Here is a 20,605-nt window from a genome sequence, read left to right as displayed (position 1 = left end):
AAAAAGAAATACCATTAATAAAATGGAAGAAAAAAACCTCGAAAGTAAGTCCTTCCGAGGCTAATATTAATCAAATTTTATAATCTAATCCTTGTCAACTTTTTTCAGGACTAGACAATATAAACTTGATTATTAAGCTAATTCGGCAATTACTGTTTCTCCTCCTACAGGACGATCATCTAGATTTACTAATATTTTTGCATCTAATGGTAAAAAGATGTCAACACGTGACCCAAATTTAATAAAGCCAAATTCTGAGCCTTGTTCTACTTGCTTTCCTTCTTCTACATACCAGCAAATACGTCTTGCCAAAGCTCCTGCAATCTGACGAAACATTACTTCTGTACCGTTTTCATGACGAACAACAATAGTTGTACGTTCGTTTTCGGTACTCGCTTTTGGATGCCAAGCTACCAAAAATTTTCCAGGATGGTACTTAAAGAAAGAAACAATTCCTGAAAGTGGGTTAAAGTTGATATGTACGTTTACAGGAGACATAAAAATCGAAATCTGACGACGACGACCTTTAAAATATTCTGGTTCTTCTACTTCTTCAATTACCACAACTTTCCCATCTGCTGGTGCGATAATCTTCTTAGGGTTTTTAACGGTCACTCTTTTAGGAACTCTAAAAAACTGCAAGATAATGATTGAGAATAAGATACTGAAAATTACAGTAATCTTACGGATTAAATCATTGTCTGGAAAGAAATGAAAAACAGCTGAATTTAAGGCAACTAAAAAAACAACTGTTACCAAAATGGTACCTGTACCTTCTTTATGAATTGTCATACTTTGCTTTAGGGAAATATGGTTTCTACAAAGGTAAGAATTTTTTTGATTGGTAAAGACCTGTCTTATTAGGAATCAGTGATATTTGTTGTGAGGCGAATGAAGATGAACTTGCTAAATAATATGCACAACCTGTTATTTTCTAAGTTCAAAAAGCAATAAAAGATTACCTATTTTATACTTAAACTTTTTACTAAATAACAAGTTATGCACATTGGAATGATTTAACTACTTAGGGCGAATTGGTAAAGGCTCTGTAACCTTAAGATGTCTAAAAACAATGACATCTATTTTGTGTGGACTATAAATTACTTAATTAGTCACAACATAAACATATTGACTATTAGTCAAATGTTGCAATTTTCAAGAAATCAGCTTGGGAATACAACCCCTGCCTGCGTTTAATAATCAAACTACTTTAAGCACACTAATAACCCTAATGAGAGTTGATTAGATGATTTATAGTAGGAGAATATTCAATATATTTCGACGGCGGTTGTCTTGTAAAGATGGGCGGTAATTAAATAAGACAAATATTATAAATGAGCTCCTAAATAGATTTATGTACTTGTATGAATCTATAGCAAAACTAATCTTTTTTGATTATTAGAAGAAGTTAAGATATGAAAGTTTTACAATCGATGAAAAACCTATCTAAACGCCCATTTTTGCTATTAAAGACTCAACCGTTAATCCTGGCCCAAAAGCACAACTTAAAACTTTACAACCATTATTTTCATCACTTACTAGCTCTAAAACCTTTTTCAACACAAAGATTATTGTCGTAGATGACATATTACCATAATCTCTTAATACCTCGTAAGCATATTGATTATCTGTTGTGCTTATCCCCAACGCTAATTCTACTGACTCTAAAATTGCTCTACCTCCGGGATGAATGGCATAGTATTTTATCTCATCGCGGCGGGTACCGTTGGATTGAAGAAGGTTCTCAACTAATAGATTGATGCCTTTTTTGATTAGCTGTGGAACATAAGATGTCAATGTCATTTCAAACCCAAAATCGGCAATATGCCACGCCATGTCTGATCGCCCTTCGGTAAATAAGTCACAAAAGAAAGATTCTAATTTTAGCACCTTTGAATGAGAAGCATGGGATTCGATGATGACAGCAGCAGCTCCATCCGAAAACAAGGCGTTTGAAAGTAGAAAATCAAGGTCTTTCTTTTTTTGAAAATGCAAGGTACAAAGCTCTACACTAACAAGCAGAACCTTTGCGGTAGGATGTGCCAAGCAAATATCATTTGCTACTTTTAATCCGTTAAAAGCACCATAACAACCCATAAAGTTGATGGCTGTGCGCCGAATATTACCTGATAAATTCAAGGCTTGTACAAGCTCAATGTCTAGTCCTGGAGCATACATACCTGTACAGCTCACCGTAATCAGATGTGTGACTCCATCGAGAGGTAAGCCTTTAACTGCTTCTAGACAAAGAGGCAAAGCAGTTTGTTTGTAGACCTCCATTCGTTGTGCTACAGAAGGAAAAGGCTCTAAATTTTGAGAACGTGGATAAAATTGATAGGCATCAACAGCAAGTCCATAATCTGGCAGAACCGAATGACGATATTGAATTTTAGTGCTTCTATAAAGAGCGATGAGTTTACGTTTTTCACTTTCATCCAATTCTAATGAACGTGCCATAAAATCAGCGATTTCAAGTTGTGTAAAACGATTAGAAGGAACAGCCGTTCCGATTGCTGTGATATAGCTCATAAATTTTTGGTATAATGTGTGAAAGATTAAAGTAGACTCATTTGATACAGTTACTTATATCATTCTATATACGATTATATCAATACAATTGTTCAGATTTGTAAAGAAAAACCTTCTTTCTTTAAATAAACTATGACCTTTTCAATCAATCTACTATGGCCTGTATTTAGTACAATTGTTTGTTGTTTTGGTAAGCCTTTACTCAGTGGTAAAATTTGTTTTGGAGGCAGTAATTGATCATATTTCCCTACAAAAAAAGAAAAATCAGATTTGGACTGTTGAGCAAGGTTTATCAACCTAGGAATATCAAATTGTAATTCTTTAAACCCAATCCAAGCATAATAAATTTGTTTTTGCTTTAAAGGTGTATCAAGCATAAAATTAGCCATGCGTACTGTGCTTTTGGATACAACTCCAAGTTTGTGTAGTATAATTCCTATTTTTAGAAGAGCAGAATGACTTGAAATTACTCGTTTGAATATCCATTTTCCTGCTTTACACCCTGTCGCTAGTTTATACAAAGGATTTATTTTGATACCATCTGGGGCTAATAAAGTTATGTGATTTATTCTGTCAGCAAAAGCCTCAAAAGTAGCTAAGGCAAAACGACCTCCTATACTAAAGCCAATTACATCAAAGTCCTGAATTTTTTCTTTTTCAAAAAATTGAATTAAAATATCTTGCCATAGTTGCTTTGTTATAATAAATGGCTCTTGATGGATATGTGTTCCATGAAAAGGCAAATCAAAAAGAAAGGTTGTGTACCTTTCTGAAAAAGCTTCGGCAAAATTCATGAAACATGAAAAATCCTGCCCGATTCCGTGGAACGCAAGCAGGATTTTAGAGCCATTTCCTATTTTATGATAATTTAGCATCATGAAGAAGGTTTAGGCTATGAGTTAATAAATATAATTCTATGTAACACTTCTATTTAGAACCAAGTTATTTCGCAAAATAATATTTAATAAATTTTAAATGTAAAATACGGATAATTAAAAATTACATTCATAATTCATCACTCACAATTCTGCATTAATACTTAGTGCCCTTTACCCGTATTTTTGACAACTTCTTTATCGAAATCAATATTCTGCTTCCGCAAGACTGCTTGAACACGGATACCAAAGAAGAATAAATATCCAAAACAAGCTACCGCCAACAAATATGACAATTGAATACCAATGCTGTCAGCCAAAATACCCTGAACTACAGGAATCACGGCACCTCCCAAAATCATCATAATCAAGAATGCTGCACCTTGGTTGGTGTATTTACCCAAACCAGCAGTACCTAATGAGAAAATAGATGGCCACAATACTGAGCAAAACAAACCTCCACTAATTAATAAGAATAATGCGATTTTTCCTGTAAAAATTACGCCCAATAAAGAAGTGATGGCACCACAGGCTGTATAAATCAATAAAGTCTTAACAGGCTTTTCTTGACTTGCAAAAAATGCACCAATCATGATGAATATGCACAATCCATAAGGCAATAAATCCTGAACCTCGTTGCCACTCAAGGCATTGACTCCTAATACAACTGCAAATGCAACAAAAGGTACCACAAATTTTAGAATCTGCTTTGTACTTTCTGATAAATTAAAATTACCAATAGAAGCAGTCCAACGACCTACCATCATACTTCCCCAGAAAAGAGAAACGTATTTTGAAATTTGAGATGACTCTAAGTTTTCAGTAACTTTTAGGTATTCACCCAAGTTGCTACCAATTGTTACTTCAACACCTACATATACAAAGATAGCCGACATCCCCAATAATAGTTGTGGGTATTTCAAAGCACCAGTTCCAATTTCTACATCTTCGTCATTGGTAATACGTGGAAGTTTTGATAATTTGAAAAACACGGCAAATAATGCAAATACAACACCCAGAATCAAATAAGGGGCTTTTACAGAGTCAATCGAAGCATTTTTGGCAGCATCAGCCGAAATCGAGCCAAAGATAGCATAGCTTATCAGAGCTGGACCAATTGTTCCTCCCAGGTTATTGACAGCACCTCCCAAGTTGATACGCTGAGCACCCGTTGCAGGGTCGCCCAAGGCAATCATAAAAGGCTGTGTGGCTGTTTGTTGTAGCGAAAAACCAAGACCAACAATAAACAAGGCCGAAAGAAGAATTGGAAATGACTTTAGTTCTGCTGCTGGATAAAAAAGAATAGTACCCACCGCCGAAATAATTAAGCCATAGATAATACCATTTTTATATCCAATTCTGTTGAGTACATCACCTTTGATGATACCCGAAACAACAAAATAAAGGATAGAACCTACAAAATAAGCAGCATAAAAAGCAAAATCGACCAATTGTGCTTGCCATTGTTGTAATTCGAATTTTTCTTTGAATAGTGGGATAAGAATACCGTTTGAAGCAGCTACAAAACTCCAAAAGAACCACACTGTTACCAGCGTGTAGAGCGCAGACTGATTACTTTGCGTTGAGGAATTAGACATAGTTTAGTACTTTTTAAAAAAGAGAATAGACAACTTTAGCTTAAAACTACTACTTTTTCTGGCAAAAATTATCTTTACTTTTTAAAATAACTTAAAAAGTCTAACCTCTACCGTATAATCAGTATTAAAGTGCCGATTGTGTAGATTTATCACAATCGGCAGGAGTAAATAAAAAGCCTTGATGGTCTATTTCTAATATGAATAAACGTAGTGTTAACTTAAAAATATTGTTATAGTACAGCGGAGATAATCGTAAATTGTACCTGTTTTCTTAAGCTACAGTGCTATAGAGTCATACACAACTACTTTTGACCATAGATGTTTGTTATCTTCAATGAATTTTTTGTGGAGTGGATGTACCAAATATTTCTCTTCATCTTCTTTTGAAGCAAACAAAAGTAAAACTGAAAAGGTGTAAGAGGCATCTGTTACGGGCTTATCAAAATCATTAATAGAAGCTTTGCCGATATGCGCTTGCTTGATTTGTTCAATTTTGCCAAGCCCCTTCAAACCAGCAAGTAATTGGTCATGAGCTTTTTTATCCTTGTTATCTTTCAACCAAAAAAATACATGGTGTGAAAAGATTGGAAGGGTTTTCGGTACTGCTGCTTCTGAGCTTGTATGTGTCATAAGGGTAATGGCTGTGCCAGCGGTGGCAGCTTGGAGAGATTTTTCAATAAAACTTCTTCGAGATGTATTTTTCATTATAAATAGAATTTTGTGATTGACAATCAAGATACAAAATGATTTTCAAGAATCTATCTATTTGTATCAGGCATTGATTTTGCCTTAATTTTCAAACAAAAACAGCTTTAAAAAACTTATTGTTACATACTTGAGTTACATACTCAGTGACCAAATTCTCTAAATTAATTTTATTTTAACCAAAAACCACGGTTATTGACTTAATTATACAACCATGAATATTACTATTTTATCGACATCTCCTAGAAAAAACAGTAGTTCTCTTCGTTTTTCAAAATATCTTAAATCGCTCAACCAAGAGGCAGGCTTTGACCAAATCGAAATTATTGACTTTGAGGATTATGATGTTCCTTTTTTTGGACAAGGCTTTATCAACAAAGATAATCTGAGCGCTTTTCAAGAAAAACTGATTAGTGCTTGGACAAAAGCTGATCTAGTTTTTATTGTAATGCCCGAATACAACTGGTTTCCAGATGCAGAACTTATCAATTTATTGAACCAGTTGGGAGGAAAAGATTTTGCGCATCTTTTTGGAGAAAAAACTTTTGCCTTAGCTGGTGTGTCAAGTGGTCGTGGGGGTAAACTTCCTGCCATTGAGATGACTGTTATGTTGGGTAAACTTATTAATTTCCTGAATCAATACTCTGTGATATCTGCGCGTATTTACGAATCTCACGAAACTCATGTCAATCTCGATGAAAATGGAGAACTAGTATCTGAGAATATGATTTATGAAAATTCGGTAAAAGCTTTTGTTGATTATTCGATTAAAATTGCTCAACGTTGGACCAAAGGTAAAGTATAATTTAAGCCAAACATGAGTCATCCCGAATGTTGGGGAAAGTGCTCAAATGCTGGGGGTTTATTTACTGTTTATCAAAAAAGGCGTTCGAAAAAATCATTTCGAACGCCTTTTTAATACTATATTTCAACATGACACCTCTTTAGAAAGCATTGCGTCTCTGCTAAATGTAGATTAAGAATAGTCACTAAATTAGGGATGACTCATGTTTTATGTAACAATTATGTTTTGAAACCTTTCGCTATGAGACGCCCCCTGAGATAAAGTTTTGTAAATGATTAATCGTATTTTTTTGGTCTTCAATAATAAAGCGAACCAAATCTCCCATAGACACTAAGCCAACCACATGTTTATCGGCAATTACTGGCAAATAACGAATATGTTTATCCGACATGATTTCCATACACCGTTCAATACTATCTTCAAATTTTACAGAGGCAGGATTTGACTGCATGATTTCTGCTACTATTGTGTCATGTGAGTTTTTACCCATAATGGCCACTTTACGAGCATAGTCTCGTTCTGTAAGCAACCCTTTATATTCGCCATCTTGATATACGATGAGCGCTCCTATATTTTTGGAAATCATAATTTCTAGAGCCTCAAAAACTGGTTTATGAGCCTCAATGGTGTTGACAGTATTTCCTTTGTGTAAGATAAGATGGGATACTTTTTTCATAATTGTCGGTTTTAAGAATTTGATTACTAATAAATTAACTATCTTCTTTCTTAAAACCAAATTATTCTTTCAAAAATCCATCTTTACTTTTTAAAATAATAGAAACTACCTATTTTTATTTACCACCAACAGCGACCTCGATAAGAGAAGTGGGATCAAGATGCTTCTGAGCTGTTGCTAAAATATCTTCAGAAGTAACTTGTTGAATGTGCTGAAAATATTGCTGATAGAAATCAAGCGGTAGTTGCTCTGACATAATAACTTTGTAACGATCTGCAATTTCGAAAGGTGTATTCAACGAACCTGCAAATGCGCCAGACATATAATTACGAACAGTTGTAAGTTCTTCTTCCGAGACAAGCTCAGTACGGAGTATTTGAATTTCTTTCACAATTTCGTCGATGGTCAGTTGTGTAAATTCTTTTTTTACATCAGTACCAACAATAAAATACCCACTTTTTGAGAAAGGTACTACATTTGAGCCAATACCATAGGTTAACCCTTTTTCTTCACGAATATTCTTCATGAGTCTTGAGCCAAAATATCCTCCAAGTATTTCATTTACCACTAACATATTGAAATAATCAGGATGTGAGCGAGTGAATAGCTGTTTGCCCAGACGAACAGAAGACTGTAATGCATTTTCCTTCTCAATCAAAAAAGCGGTAGTATCAATACCATTATCTGTATAGTCATAATTGATATTATGTGTATTGCCTACAGGAATACTTCCAAGAATATTATTTACTAGTTCTATTTCTTGATCTGTAATTTTGCCAGAAAGAAATACTCTAAAAGGTTGGTTTTGCCAGTGTGATTGATAGTATTTTACTAAGTTTTCTCTGGTAATACTCTCAATTACCTCTTGGGTTAAGTTGATGCCATAGGGGTGATTTTCTCCAAAAATACTATTCCGTATTTTTTGGTTTGCCACAAATGACGTTTTCTCCTTATTAACTTGAATGGTTTGTTGTTGGATTTTTTTAATGGTATCTAGTTCTTTTTGCGGAAAGATAGAATCTTGTAAAATTTCTTGAACCATAGGTAGTAATTGTCCCAAATGTTTGCTCAAGCCATAAAGCACAAAACTAGCTCTATCAACACTGTGTGTAAATTCGGTGAATGCTCCATATTGGTCAAAAAACTGGCTTATACTTGCTGAATTATGTGAAGAGGTACCTTCATTGAGCATTTTAGTAGTAAAGAAAGAAGCTCCTTTATTATCTTCAAACCAGTTTCCTGCATTAAAAATTAGCTCTAACTTAATGATAGGTTGTTCGCCTACATTAATAATATGTAGTGGTAAGCCATTGCTCAACGTAACATTTTTTACAGCAGGAATAAATACCTCTTGAATAGTTTGAAACGCAGGAGTGATAGAACGGTCTAAAATATCTATAGTCATATATTGAGAATGCTTTTGAGTGAATAAAGTGAAAGCTGAAATTAGTCATTGAAGAGTATAAAAACAAAAAAGACATTTCCGAAGAAATGCCTTTTCTATTAATGTTGTATCTAAGAATCTTAGTTAGCTGATACCTTTGATGCTGAGTTTAAATTCGCTTGCAAAGAAACTCTAAGAGTGTTAGCTAATGGGCTTCCGCTTCCTGTTGGAATCAAGTAAGAAAAGTCTAAACTGTATTTTTTCTCAAGTTTGATACCAAAACCAACTGTTGCGTATTTACGATTACCTTTCCAACCATTTTCGTAGAAGTAACCTACACGTCCAGCAAACATATCGTTATATAAATATTCTGTACCAAATGAAACGTTAACTTCTTTCAACTCTTCACTAAATCCACCTGGAGCATCTCCAAATGAACCTAAGATACCACCAATGGCAGTAGAAGGTTGAATTAATTTGCCATTAGAATCATAAGTTGGTGTTGGTACCATCAATTTGTTGATATCCAATGTCAACGTAAGTTTATTACTAGCATCGATAGAATTGATTGCTGCAAAACCTGCTTTTAAATTGGTTGGAATGAAGTTAGATTCATTACCACCGTAAGATACACGACCAGAGATATTTTGAATAGCTACCCCCCAGTTATAGTTCCAAGCTTTATCTGTTTTAGAGGTATGGAAGATACCAATATCTGCAGCTACAGAGTTTACGGGTTGAGCAGTAAATGTACCACCTGATGAATTTGTTACTGTTCCGTTAAACAAAGTAGAGTTAATATATTTGATATTAACACCCAAACCTAGTTTATCTGATAACTTACGAGAATAAGACCCAGTCAAAGCATATTCTTTTGAATTGAAGTTACCTAAAATAGAGCCGTTGTTATCTGTTTGTTGGAATACCCCCATGTCAAAATAATGAAGAGATAATCCAATTACGTCGCCACCTTTTAATTTCTTATATCCACTAACATTTAGGAGAGCCATGTCGTTTACCAATTGGCGAAGCCATGGGGTGTATGATAAAGAAACACCAATATCTTTGTTAGAGAAAGGCATTTTACCTGGATTCCAAAAAATTGCATTGGCATCACCATCAGCGTTTGATGTTGCTACACCAGCGTCACCCATACCGGCAGCACGTGCATCTGGAGTTTGAATTAAAGAAGTAATTACCGGTGACGGTGCATTTCTAACTTGAGCTACAACACTTGCAGCAGACATTGTCAATCCAAGCATCAAAGACGCTCTTAGAGCGTTTGTAACTTTTCTAATCATTGTTTTTAAAGTTAAAGTTGTTCGGATGAGGCACGTTCCAAAAGTAGTATATTTTTATGCTAAACAGAAGCTATGCCCTAAAATCCTTTACTTAAATTATTTAACGGATACCAATTTGCCGTTTGCTGAAGCCTGATATGATATTGTTCGTGACTTTACAAAAATACGATAAAAGTAAACATCTCTTACAATCATACCAGAATCTTCTGATAAATCCCAATAAATTTTATCATAAGGACTCGAAATGTCGTATGCTTGTTGAGAAATTTCTTTGACAAGTACTCCTCTAGAATCAAATATTTGGAGAGTAATATCTACATCATCGCCCTCTCTATTGTGCTCAAAACTGAAATATACTTTATCAATGAATGGGTTAGGAAAGGACTTGATATTTTTTAAGGAAGAGATGTTATCCTGAACAACCTTAAATCGCAACGAGTTTTCTGATGAATTATTGTATGTATCCCAAACTTTTATTAATAATTTATGATCTCCTTCAGTAAGCCCCTTAAAATCATAGATAATATTGCCTTGTTGATAGTTATTAAGCGAACTAGAGTAGTACTGATTTAATATGACTTGGGTAGTGTCATCAAGTATTAATAGTATTTGATGACCTAAGCCATCTGTTGCAATATTGATGCCACTTTCATCTTCTAAGTCTATCAATAGACGGGGATTAGGAGTTGTAATATACGTTTCTTTTTCAATTTTTTCATCCAAATACAAATGAATTTTTGGTCCTTCATTGTCAACTTTCAGAATTTTACCCGAACCACCTATAATTGGTCGCTCAAAACCTATTGCATCCATTAAATTCGTGTTGCTTTGAGCATATAAAGAGAGCTTCCCTTCTCCATATTGATAGTTGATATCTTTGGGAACTAACATATTTATTTCAAATCGCCCTTTATTTACTGTTGCAAGGCCTTTAAATAAAATATTATTATAATCAAGATACACAAAAGGGGAATTGTTTGCCCCTAACGTACTTACTTTTTTAGCTTTATCGTACAAAATTACTTGTACATTTCCACTAAACAGCGTATTTACTGTACCCGAATTATCTCGAATTTTACCAATTACACGTATTTGTTCTAATGCTTTCAATGTGTCTGTCAGACCTCTTCCTTCTGCAATCATACTATCTATGCTAATGTTTTGTTGAGGATATAACAATTGCATAGATGGATCTCCTAAAAGACTAAAATTTCGATTCACAACTCCTACAACACTAGCATTTTTTGTATTTCTGACAATATCTCCTAGGCGTTGCGTAGCCTGTGTTTTGTTAGGAAATACATTTTGATAGAATGCTTCATTGATTAAATAATTTGTACTCTGATAAACAGGTCTAGTTGTTGTTAGTAAGGCAATCGCTCCACCTCTTGTACTTAATACAGCTAACTCTGCTCCTGAAACTTGGTTTGGATCATCATATCGACCAAACTGGCAGGTTGCTGTAAGCATCACTGGTAGATTTTTGAGATTGCTTAATTTATCAATATCATTAATCGTTAAAATTTGTTCTTCTGTCCAACCTGTTTCGGCACCATGCCCATTGTAATTTACAATTAGAGAACCATTTTGTAGTGCTTGAAAAAGAGCATCTTTAGCTTGTGGACTTCTTTGTCCTTCTGCTAGGGCTACCAAAGGATAATTATCTAAATAAATCTTTTGACTTTGATAGGAGGGATAAAGTTTCTCTACTAGCTGAGAAAAATCTTCAGCGTCGCCTTGATGTAGGTTCCCATCGCCGTTATCAGCCACAAAAGTGATTTTTAAACGCCAATCTCCTATCTTACTACTATTGTGATAAGAGATAAGTTTGGTAACTATATCATTTGCTTCTGCCTTGGTTTTAACAGGCAGACGACCTACACCTATGTCGAGAGTATGATTACCATTGGCATTTTCGTCCCAATCACCTTCTTCAGCCTCCATAAATCCAAAGTAATCATCAGAGGCATAACTTAAGATAGGGTGCAAAGATTCTTTACTTTGATAAGCAGGTATATAAATATTTTTAACTTCATCACCAACGACTTGACTTCGTCTTTTGAAATCATAAGATGCATCGCCTAGCAAGAGTAGATATTTTAATTTGGTGGGATTTTGGTTGTAAAGAAATTTGACAAAATCACGTATTGCTGTAATGTCTTGCTTGCCTGAAGAAAATTCATTGTAGATACTCTCTTTGCTTGCAACTACAACATCAAGTTTATCATGACTGCGTCGAAAGCTTGCTAAAGCTTCAGCACTATTTTGAATAGATACTCCACAGACAATTACCAAATCTGGTGTTTTGAGTCCATGTAAATTTTGATTGTCTATTTTAGTACTAGAGGCGGGTTGCAGTGCGCTTGATTCTTTAAAGAGAATATATTCTTGCAAATCGCTTTGTGTGCCTGAAATCGTCCAGCCTTCGCTATTTTGAGAAAGTGTTTGGTTGAGAGGAACAGTCGAGTTGGTAATATTCCAAACAGCAAGCGTATTGTCAGTGTCCGCAATTTGCCATTGAAAATCTTTGTACTGTAGTTGTTCAAATGCCCTAAACCGTAAAGATGTCGCATTGTTGAGCTTGATGTTTCTTCTGAGCTGGATGCTCAAAAAATTTAAAAAAGCACCACCTGATGTAAGGTTTTTTCTGTCAAAAGTCAATCCTACATTAATGACATCTGAATTAACTAATCCACTATTGATACTAAAGATATTTTTTACAGCCTTGCCTTTATAGTCGTAAGTACTTGCAGTGATACCATCCATGTTTTGTATGCCCACAGCTTGATTGTTCATCGTAAGATTAAAAGCTGTTGTACCGTATGAGGTATTGAGTACCGACGATGTTAAGGATATTTCTGAGTTACTTGCTATACCTTGACCTACAAAACTAAATACCTGTTGATTATTGGCGATAAATTCTTCTCCATACCACTCCTGTCCTGAACCTGCAAATGGAGCTTGTGCCAAAATATTACGTTTATCTACTTCATGAAATTGATAATCGTCAAAAATGCGAATAGTGTTAGTAGATTTAACATCTGTTGCTGTTTTGATTCGCTGTCCATTACTGCTTGATACCGTCAGAAAGTAATAAGTTGTGTCAGAATAGATATTGATTTGATGAGAGATTTGTTTTTGAGATTTATTAAAAATCAATTGTTGAGGAGATTCTCCATAAAAAAGAATATAGTCGGTATCATCCCACTTACCGTCTTGCTCTCCTCTTACTAAAATAGCATTTTCAATTAAGTCGCTAGGACGAGAGGTACTATTTTTTTGAGGTAACATTTTACCTCCGTTACCGTATAATTTAAGATTCTGTGGAGTGATTTGATTTAAAGACCATCCCGCTTTGCTTAAAATGTCTTTATCAATTTTATATATGCCACTTTGTGTAATGCCAATTTTTATCCAATTACCTTCTGACAGTATGCTTTTTTGAGCCATGCTTTCATAGGTATAAATCATAAAAACTATACAGATAAGTGCCTTCAACCAGTTTTTCATCTTTTTTGCTATTAGCCTTCCTTTCTATAACAATTTTACTAGTGCATTCGCTGCTACCACATAACGTTTTCCTGTTGTAGTTTCGGTACACAGAAAGCGAGTTCTTCTAAGTTCACCTTTCACAAAGCTTCTTCCATTTACGACAAAGCCTTTGCCTACCTCTACTTGAGTTAGAGGAATATGTTCATCTAGAAAGATTGGAGCATCAAAAGCTCGTAGTGCATTACTCAATGGAACACATCCTTGTGTGCTTGCAGAAGGGTTTTCTAAATAGGTTATCAATGGTAATAAAATGCTGTCGGGAAAAACTTCTGAAGTAAGAATTGGGAGAAATAGCTTTTTAAATATCTTTTTCCATTCTTTACCATGAGGCTCTCTACGTCTTTTATAGTGCATAAAGGTTACAAGATGGGCGACCTCGTGTATGTATGTAATTGTAAAAGCGTATGGATTGAGATTCTGATTAACTGTTATCTGGTGACCGCTCTCGCTACGGAAAGAATAATCACCTAATTTGGAGTTACGAGGACGAGTTATTTTGAAATTAAATTGGTGTTTTTTCCAAAGTTGGAAACAGTAAGGTACAGCCTCAGTGGGAAAATACTGCTGAAAGGTGGCATAATCGTTTTTCATGACCCTAATATACAGAAAAACAGAAGGACTATAAAAGCAAAAAGCCTCATTTAGAATGAGGCTTTTCTTAATTTCTTTCGAAATCGTTCAGGAATACTAGTGAGCAGCAGGAGCAGCAGCAGTATCAACAGCAGCTGAATCAGCAGCAGCAGTATCAACAGCAGCAGTAGTATCTACAGCTGTAGCAGCTGAATCAACAGCAGTAGTTTCAGCTTTCTTCTCTGAACAAGCAGCCAATGACATCATACCAGCTACTAATGCGAATGCGAACAATTTTTTCATTTCTTTTGTGGTGTTTAAGGTTTGAGTTACAAAGTTAAGTACAACTTATATTCCCTCCAAGTTATTGAGCAATATTTTTAATTAATTTTTAATAATTACTGAAAAATTCTTTATTTATTACCTATTTTTATGTAAAAAATTATATTATTTAATGATAACCTTATAGGTAAAACATTAGAAAATTTTAATTTTTGCCTTTTAATACACTAATTATGATCTGTTTACATCTTGATTTTGTGATATTTTAGAGTCTTTAATTTTTTAACACAAATACAGATATGATTTAGATATAGAGTAAAACTAAAAAGTCTCTACTGATAGATACGCAGTAGAGACTTTTTAATAGTAATTATCGAATGAACGCCTTGAGTCTGTTATAAAAACCAGTACTTCTAAAAGTGAAGGTTTTGTGCATGATGTAGTTAAACACAAAACTGAATCCCATACCTACTACTTGGCATCCGAGTTCGTTTGGATTTATACTTTTTTGTAAAATTGGTAGAGTAAAAGTTCGTTCTCCGAGCATTTGATTTACGAATGAAAGCGAAGCTACAGCAAAAAACCAAGTTACGCCCCATGAGCCAGCGGCTACCATCATAAATTTTACCATTTCACGACGTGTTTGATTTGAGTTTCTTGCATCAAATGCAAACATCTTAGTTAACGTGAATCCTACAAAAAAAGAGATAATATATCCATAAGAAACAGAAGCACCATAAGTTAAGTCAAACTGATTTCTTAAAATACTACCTGACACTAATTGAACTACAGCTCCTGTACCTGCTACGAGAAAGTAAGCAATGAAATCTTTCTTGTTAAGCAGTTTTGATTGTTTTTGTTTTGACACTTTTAGAAAATATTTTTAACAAGATCTGGAGCAATACCCAATAGGATTGTCAAGGCTGTTGTTATAATCAATGTTAGTTTATAAATCGGAGATAATTCAATTTTTTCTAAATCACCTTTCTTCAAATAAGCTGCAATGATTGGCTTGAAGTAATAATAAATACCAACCGTAGACATCAAAATAGCAACTACTGCAATTGTTTTGAATAGACTCGATACATTGCTAAAAGCATCAGCGAAGATAAAAAACTTACCGAAGAAACCAGCCGTAAGTGGAATACCTGCCAATGATAACATTGATACTGTCAATACAAATGCTAAGAATGGGTTATTTGTTGCAAGACCATTCAATGCTGTAAAGCTTTCGTCAGGCTTACCTGATTTTGATTGTGCTTCAGATACTACCATTAGTACTGCAAAGGCAGAAATAGTCGCAATTGAATAGGCTAATGAGTAAAATAAAATAGAAGAGTTGGTTGTTGGTGTTTTTGCCAAAACCGTAATCAATAAGTAACCAGCGTGAGAAATACTTGAGTATGCCAACATACGCTTGAAACTTTGTTGATAAACAGCAGTAATATTACCAATAAACAAAGTCAAACAAGTAATATAAACTAATGGATTTCCCCACAAGCCATATACCGCTGGAAATGAAATTGAAAGTAGACGGTAAGTAGCTGCAACACCAGCCGTCTTTACAACTGTCGACATGAATGCTGTGAAGATACTTGGTGCACCATCGTAAACATCAGGAGTCCAGAAGTGGAAAGGTGCCGCTGAGATTTTGAATAGCAAGCCAACAAAAATCAAAATGATTCCACCGTAAAGAATAGGGCCATAAGGATTCAACATGATGTCTTGTAATTTGGCTTGATTTACCATATTACCGATGCCATTGATATCGAAAGATCCTGTTGCTCCATAAACCAGTGCTATACCAAATAACATGATACCCGTAGCAAACGAACCCATCAAGAAGTATTTCAATGCAGCTTCGTTTGAGCGTAAATTACGTTTGTCAGAACCTGTTAATACATACATTGCTACCGAAAGAATTTCGATACCAACGAATAACATAAACAAACTTTGGAAAGTCACCATCATGATAGCACCTACTACCGAAAATAACAGAATACCGTAGTACTCGGCAGGGTGAGTGTGCTCTTCGTCATTGCCAAAGCCTCGTGAAATTGCAACAACTAATGCCGTTGCTACCAAAATTATAGAAGTAAAATTGATAGAAAGGTTATTAGTTTTGAGCATATTGTGGAACCAATAATACTCGTGATTCCAGTCGGCAAGGTTAAGCCCAAAGGCAATCAGAACGAATAGGAGTGTGGCAGGCAATAAGATTTTACGGTTGTTCAAAAAACCTAAAAACAAATTGGTAATACCAAAGAGTGATAAAGCTATAATTGCGTTCATATCTGCTATATCCTAAGTCTGACAGCAAAACCATCAAACTTGATTAAATTTCTTACTTATTTATGATTGATAACAATTGACTTACCGCAGGCTCAGAAGCTTTTAAGATAATATTAGGTGCAATACCTAATACAATCACCAATACAGCAATCGGCAATAAAGTAGCTCTTTCGGTTAAACCAAGGTCTTCAAAACCTTCAGTCAAAGACGTTGTAGTACCAAACATTGATTTTTGCACTAAGCGCAACATATATACAGCACCAAGGATAATTGTAAGTCCTGCAACTGCACCCATCCAAGCATTGTACTCAAATACCCCTTTCAACAACAAGAATTCACCAACGAATCCATTTGTCAATGGTAGAGCTACTGAGCCTAACATAATGATGATAAAGAATACAGTCAATTGTGGAGTAGTTTGGGTAATACCTCCTAAGCTAGATAATTCTCTAGATTTGGTACGTTGCTGAATAATCTCGACGATAAAAAATAAACCAACGACGTTGATACCATGCGCAAGCATTTGAATCAATGAACCTTGAATACCATCTAAGTTACTAGAGAAAATACCTGCTGCCATTAAACCAACGTGAGCAAATGAAGAATAGGCAATCAAACGCTTCATATCTTTTTGCTGAATAGCGATAATCGAACCATATACGATTCCTACAATAGCTAAAACCACAGCAACTGTTCCCCAAGCTTTAACACCTAGTGGAGCAATTGGCAACAACAAACGAATCAAACCATAAGTACCCATTTTCAACATAATACCTGACAATAACATCGTTCCAGCTGTTGGTGCTTCAACGTATGTGTCTGGTTGCCATGTGTGAAATGGAAATAGAGGCATCTTAATCGCAAAGGCAATAAAGAACGCCCAGAAGATAAAGCCTTGTTGTGAAGCGTCAAGTAACCTTGCAGTTTCGTACAATGCTGTAATTTCAGAACTATGTGTTGGAGTTTTGATATATAAATAAACCAAAGCCAACAACATGAACAATGACCCAAAAATAGTATAGACAAAAAACTTGAAAGTTACTTTGATTCTATTTTCACCACCCCAAATTGCAGCAATAAAGTAAATAGGGATAAGGGTTGCTTCGAAGAAGAAATAAAACAAGAACGCGTCTTTTGCAGTAAATACTCCCACTAAACCTGCTTGCATAAACAAGATGAGTGAATAGAAAATAGATGCTTTTTCGTAATTGTTTTGAAAAGTTGATAGAATAATAAAAGGAACTACCAATGTTGTGAGGCTTACCAAAATAAGGCTTATGCCATCGATACCCACCGAGAATTTGATGCCTGCCGATGCAATCCAGTTATACGATACGCCAAATTGGCTAGTAGCGTCTGGTACAAAAGCAAAAAATGTATAAGCTCCTAAAGCTAGCTCGACTAATGCGGCTACCAAAGCTATAACTTTCGCATTTTCTCCTTTAGTGCTAAGGGTCAACAACCCTGCGATAATGGGAAGAAGTATGAGTGTAAGTGTTAACATTATAAAAACGTTATCTGTTAATCATTCTATTTAGAAAAACTGTTCTTTAGACAGTTGGATACCTTCGGGGAAATATTAACCTAAAATGAAGATTCTTAAACCCCAAATCAACATAACAGCAATCGAAATCACCATGGCGAAGATATAGTAGCCTGTTGTACCATTTTGTACCAAACGAGCTTCGCCAGAAATACCTTTCACCAATTTACCAATTCCTTCAACAATTAAGTCGATTACTAAGAATTCAACAAATGAGTAGAATATATTCGAAAGTGCTGTGATTGGTTTTACAAATACAGTATCATATAGTTCGTCGATGTAGTATTTGTTATAAACCACTTTTTGAAGACCTGTTTCTGTACCATCTGCCTCTGGAACAGCTTTTTTGCTAACATACATAACATAAGCAACAGCTGCTGATACAAGCGCAGCTATTACAGAAACAATCATTAACATTTTTTCAGTAGATTCGTTTGGTGCATGAGCCTCGATATGGCTTTGAGCAAACAAAGGTTCCATAAATGTTGCAAGACTTGCATGTCCGCCAAAGATGTGTGGCAAGTTGAAGAAACCTCCTACTGCCGAGAGTACAGCCAAAATCATTAATGGTGCAGTCATGGCAATCGGTGATTCATGCAAATGATGCTCTTGCTCATGTGTTCCTCTGAATTCTCCAAAGAATGTCAAGAACAATAATCTGAACATATAAAATGAAGTCATCATTGAGCCTGCCAATGCCAATACCCACATCAATTTGTTGTGCTCGTACACATGAGCCAAAATTTCATCTTTAGAGAAGAAACCCGCAAATGGTGGAATACCAGAGATAGCAATAGTAGCAATTAAGAAGGTAATGAAGGTAATAGGTAATTTTTTACGCAAACCACCCATAGAACGAATATCTTGTTCATCAGACATAGCGTGGATTACCGAACCTGCACCCAAGAACAACAATGCCTTGAAGAAGGCGTGAGTCATTACGTGGAAGAAAGATGAACTATAAGCCATTACGCCTAAGCCCATAAACATATATCCTAACTGCGAAACAGTTGAATAAGCCAATACTTTTTTGATGTCATTTTGTAACAAGCCAATTGACGCAGCCAACAATGCTGTAGCTGTACCAACCCATCCAATAACCTCAAGTGTTTCTGGAGAAAGGCTATATAGAACATTAGAACGGATAATCATATAAATACCCGCTGTTACCATTGTTGCCGCGTGAATCAAGGCCGATACAGGAGTAGGCCCAGCCATTGCGTCTGGTAACCAAGTGTATAATGGAATTTGGGCTGATTTACCCATTGCACCTACAAATAACAACAACGTGATGTACATCAACGTTTTGTCACCTGACTCATAACCACCTTCAGCTACTTTGCTGAATACATCAGCATATTCAACTGTGCCAAAGTGTGTAATAATAAGGAATATCCCCAACAAAAAGCCTAAGTCACCAATACGGTTCATAATAAAGGCCTTACGTGCGGCATTACCGTAGTTGGTGTTTTTGTTCCAGAAACCAATCAACAAATAAGAACACAAACCTACGCCTTCCCAACCGATAAACATTACCACGTAGTTTGAACCCAACACTAACAAAAGCATGAAGAACAAGAAAAGGTTTAAGAAAGCAAAAAACTTTCCAAAACCTTCATCGTGGTGCATATAACCAATTGAGTATATGTGAATCAAAGAACCAACTCCTGTGATAATCAACAACATCAACAAGGACAATTGGTCGATTTGAAATGACATCGAAATGTTAAAATCTCCGATAGTTATCCAGTCGAAGATATGAACAACTTCTGGTTGTCCAGAGAAGTTGAGGAACAGACTGAGCGCACAGGCAAACGAAGCCAACGCTGCCGCCGAGCCAATTACACCAACTAATGATTTTGGTACACGACGGAACCCAAGTCCGTTGATTAGAAAACCGATTAGTGGAAAAAGGGGGATAAGTACTGCTAATGACATAATTTTTAGAGCTATAAGCAGTGAGCTATGTTGTAGATAAAACACAACAAGGACTCACACCTGATAATTACCACTTTAATTTATTCAAAATACCTACATCAATTGATTGAATATTGCGATAAATCATCACAATAATAGCTAAGCCTACCGCTACTTCGGCAGCAGCCACAGCCATAATAAAGAATACAAAAACTTGCCCAGTTGGGTCAGATTTGTATGAAGAAAAGGCTGCTAAAAGAAGATTGGCTGCATTTAGCATCAATTCGACTGACATAAAAATGATGATTGCATTTCGGCGTGTTAATACTCCAATAATGCCGATACAAAATAGAGCCGTACTGAACCAAACATAGTTGTTCAGAGGAATTTGTCGGATAACGTCAGGTATTTGTTGCATAAGTCTTTAAGTTTGGTGAGTAGATGAAGCCTATTACTTTCTACTTTTTTATCAAATTAAGAAATAATAGTTTCGTCTAAACATTCAACTTTAAATGGTTAACCTCGAAGTGCGAGGCTCATTTATAGTTCTTACAGTTTTCGGAAAATTCGGGGCAA

Annotated in this window: 17 protein-coding genes; 1 reads left to right on the top strand and 16 read right to left on the bottom strand. The window is 35.4% G+C overall.

Annotated features, from left to right (window positions below):
* Nucleotides 1–132: 132 nt before the first annotated feature.
* The 5 genes from QM491_RS24440 to QM491_RS24420 all read right to left on the bottom strand — a co-directional run bounded on the left by QM491_RS24440 (nucleotide 133) and on the right by QM491_RS24420 (nucleotide 5,707).
* On the bottom strand, nucleotides 133–792 hold the full coding sequence (locus QM491_RS24440) for a phosphatidylserine decarboxylase family protein (protein ID WP_283330182.1): 660 nt from the start codon (nucleotides 790–792) through the stop codon (nucleotides 133–135).
* Nucleotides 793–1,446: 654 nt separating this feature from the next.
* On the bottom strand, nucleotides 1,447–2,529 hold the full coding sequence (locus QM491_RS24435) for a type III polyketide synthase (protein ID WP_283330181.1): 1,083 nt from the start codon (nucleotides 2,527–2,529) through the stop codon (nucleotides 1,447–1,449).
* A 92-nt stretch (nucleotides 2,530–2,621) separates the two neighbouring features.
* The gene (locus tag QM491_RS24430; RefSeq protein WP_283330180.1) at nucleotides 2,622–3,407 is read right to left on the bottom strand and encodes an alpha/beta hydrolase; all 786 of its coding nucleotides are present in this window, start codon (nucleotides 3,405–3,407) and stop codon (nucleotides 2,622–2,624) included.
* Between the two features lie 161 nt (nucleotides 3,408–3,568).
* A complete protein-coding gene (locus QM491_RS24425; protein WP_283330179.1) occupies nucleotides 3,569–5,002 on the bottom strand; it encodes an MFS transporter in 1,434 nt (477 codons plus the stop codon).
* A gap of 276 nt (nucleotides 5,003–5,278) precedes the next feature.
* Entirely contained in the window at nucleotides 5,279–5,707 is a 429-nt protein-coding gene (locus QM491_RS24420; RefSeq protein ID WP_283330178.1) for a Dabb family protein, read from the bottom strand.
* Nucleotides 5,708–5,921: 214 nt separating this feature from the next.
* Here QM491_RS24420 and QM491_RS24415 point away from each other — a divergent pair, with 214 nt between their 5' ends.
* A complete protein-coding gene (locus QM491_RS24415; RefSeq protein ID WP_283330177.1) occupies nucleotides 5,922–6,512 on the top strand; it encodes an NADPH-dependent FMN reductase in 591 nt (196 codons plus the stop codon).
* 238 nt (nucleotides 6,513–6,750) lie between these two features.
* Here the strand turns inward: QM491_RS24415 and QM491_RS24410 are convergent, their stop codons facing one another.
* The 11 genes from QM491_RS24410 to nuoK form a co-directional block, all read right to left on the bottom strand.
* Nucleotides 6,751–7,188, bottom strand: a complete 438-nt coding sequence (locus QM491_RS24410) for a CBS domain-containing protein (protein ID WP_283330176.1) — start codon at nucleotides 7,186–7,188, stop codon at nucleotides 6,751–6,753.
* Between the two features lie 115 nt (nucleotides 7,189–7,303).
* A complete protein-coding gene (locus QM491_RS24405) occupies nucleotides 7,304–8,593 on the bottom strand; it encodes a M16 family metallopeptidase (protein WP_283330175.1) in 1,290 nt (429 codons plus the stop codon).
* Nucleotides 8,594–8,712: 119 nt separating this feature from the next.
* On the bottom strand, nucleotides 8,713–9,873 hold the full coding sequence (gene porV, locus QM491_RS24400) for a type IX secretion system outer membrane channel protein PorV (RefSeq protein WP_283330173.1): 1,161 nt from the start codon (nucleotides 9,871–9,873) through the stop codon (nucleotides 8,713–8,715).
* Nucleotides 9,874–9,969: 96 nt separating this feature from the next.
* Nucleotides 9,970–13,383 carry a type IX secretion system sortase PorU gene (porU, locus tag QM491_RS24395; RefSeq protein ID WP_283330171.1) on the bottom strand — a complete coding sequence of 1,138 codons (3,414 nt, stop codon included), beginning with the start codon at nucleotides 13,381–13,383 and terminating at the stop codon, nucleotides 9,970–9,972.
* Nucleotides 13,384–13,407: 24 nt separating this feature from the next.
* On the bottom strand, nucleotides 13,408–14,016 hold the full coding sequence (locus tag QM491_RS24390; protein ID WP_283330170.1) for a SprT-like domain-containing protein: 609 nt from the start codon (nucleotides 14,014–14,016) through the stop codon (nucleotides 13,408–13,410).
* A gap of 96 nt (nucleotides 14,017–14,112) precedes the next feature.
* On the bottom strand, nucleotides 14,113–14,298 hold the full coding sequence (locus tag QM491_RS24385) for a hypothetical protein (RefSeq protein WP_166552293.1): 186 nt from the start codon (nucleotides 14,296–14,298) through the stop codon (nucleotides 14,113–14,115).
* A gap of 349 nt (nucleotides 14,299–14,647) precedes the next feature.
* Entirely contained in the window at nucleotides 14,648–15,145 is a 498-nt protein-coding gene (locus QM491_RS24380; protein WP_283330169.1) for a GtrA family protein, read from the bottom strand.
* 2 nt (nucleotides 15,146–15,147) lie between these two features.
* Nucleotides 15,148–16,569 (bottom strand): NADH-quinone oxidoreductase subunit N, encoded by a 1,422-nt coding sequence (locus tag QM491_RS24375; RefSeq protein WP_283330168.1) that lies wholly within the window; start codon nucleotides 16,567–16,569, stop codon nucleotides 15,148–15,150.
* A gap of 52 nt (nucleotides 16,570–16,621) precedes the next feature.
* Entirely contained in the window at nucleotides 16,622–18,073 is a 1,452-nt protein-coding gene (locus tag QM491_RS24370) for a complex I subunit 4 family protein (protein WP_283330167.1), read from the bottom strand.
* A gap of 75 nt (nucleotides 18,074–18,148) precedes the next feature.
* Nucleotides 18,149–20,050 carry an NADH-quinone oxidoreductase subunit L gene (nuoL, locus tag QM491_RS24365; protein WP_283330165.1) on the bottom strand — a complete coding sequence of 634 codons (1,902 nt, stop codon included), beginning with the start codon at nucleotides 20,048–20,050 and terminating at the stop codon, nucleotides 18,149–18,151.
* A 67-nt stretch (nucleotides 20,051–20,117) separates the two neighbouring features.
* Nucleotides 20,118–20,447, bottom strand: a complete 330-nt coding sequence (gene nuoK / locus QM491_RS24360) for an NADH-quinone oxidoreductase subunit NuoK (RefSeq protein ID WP_283330164.1) — start codon at nucleotides 20,445–20,447, stop codon at nucleotides 20,118–20,120.
* Nucleotides 20,448–20,605: the final 158 nt, after the last annotated feature.

The sequence above is a fragment of the Flectobacillus longus genome, from assembly GCF_030056705.1.
In the GTDB taxonomy this organism is placed as follows: Bacteria; Bacteroidota; Bacteroidia; order Cytophagales; family Spirosomataceae; genus Flectobacillus; species Flectobacillus longus.
This window is presented reverse-complemented; position numbering and strand designations above follow the sequence as displayed.

What these genes read in the sequence shown, in the direction of transcription:
- QM491_RS24440 (WP_283330182.1), bottom strand. Translation starts at nt 792, where the DNA reads ATGACAATTCATAAAGAAGGTACAGGTACCATTTTGGTAACAGTTGTT.
- QM491_RS24435 (WP_283330181.1), bottom strand. Translation starts at nt 2,529, where the DNA reads ATGAGCTATATCACAGCAATCGGAACGGCTGTTCCTTCTAATCGTTTT.
- QM491_RS24430 (WP_283330180.1), bottom strand. Translation starts at nt 3,407, where the DNA reads ATGATGCTAAATTATCATAAAATAGGAAATGGCTCTAAAATCCTGCTT.
- QM491_RS24425 (WP_283330179.1), bottom strand. Translation starts at nt 5,002, where the DNA reads ATGTCTAATTCCTCAACGCAAAGTAATCAGTCTGCGCTCTACACGCTG.
- QM491_RS24420 (WP_283330178.1), bottom strand. Translation starts at nt 5,707, where the DNA reads ATGAAAAATACATCTCGAAGAAGTTTTATTGAAAAATCTCTCCAAGCT.
- QM491_RS24415 (WP_283330177.1), top strand. Translation starts at nt 5,922, where the DNA reads ATGAATATTACTATTTTATCGACATCTCCTAGAAAAAACAGTAGTTCT.
- QM491_RS24410 (WP_283330176.1), bottom strand. Translation starts at nt 7,188, where the DNA reads ATGAAAAAAGTATCCCATCTTATCTTACACAAAGGAAATACTGTCAAC.
- QM491_RS24405 (WP_283330175.1), bottom strand. Translation starts at nt 8,593, where the DNA reads ATGACTATAGATATTTTAGACCGTTCTATCACTCCTGCGTTTCAAACT.
- porV (WP_283330173.1), bottom strand. Translation starts at nt 9,873, where the DNA reads ATGATTAGAAAAGTTACAAACGCTCTAAGAGCGTCTTTGATGCTTGGA.
- porU (WP_283330171.1), bottom strand. Translation starts at nt 13,383, where the DNA reads ATGAAAAACTGGTTGAAGGCACTTATCTGTATAGTTTTTATGATTTAT.
- QM491_RS24390 (WP_283330170.1), bottom strand. Translation starts at nt 14,016, where the DNA reads ATGAAAAACGATTATGCCACCTTTCAGCAGTATTTTCCCACTGAGGCT.
- QM491_RS24385 (WP_166552293.1), bottom strand. Translation starts at nt 14,298, where the DNA reads ATGAAAAAATTGTTCGCATTCGCATTAGTAGCTGGTATGATGTCATTG.
- QM491_RS24375 (WP_283330168.1), bottom strand. Translation starts at nt 16,569, where the DNA reads ATGAACGCAATTATAGCTTTATCACTCTTTGGTATTACCAATTTGTTT.
- QM491_RS24370 (WP_283330167.1), bottom strand. Translation starts at nt 18,073, where the DNA reads ATGTTAACACTTACACTCATACTTCTTCCCATTATCGCAGGGTTGTTG.
- nuoL (WP_283330165.1), bottom strand. Translation starts at nt 20,050, where the DNA reads ATGTCATTAGCAGTACTTATCCCCCTTTTTCCACTAATCGGTTTTCTA.
- nuoK (WP_283330164.1), bottom strand. Translation starts at nt 20,447, where the DNA reads ATGCAACAAATACCTGACGTTATCCGACAAATTCCTCTGAACAACTAT.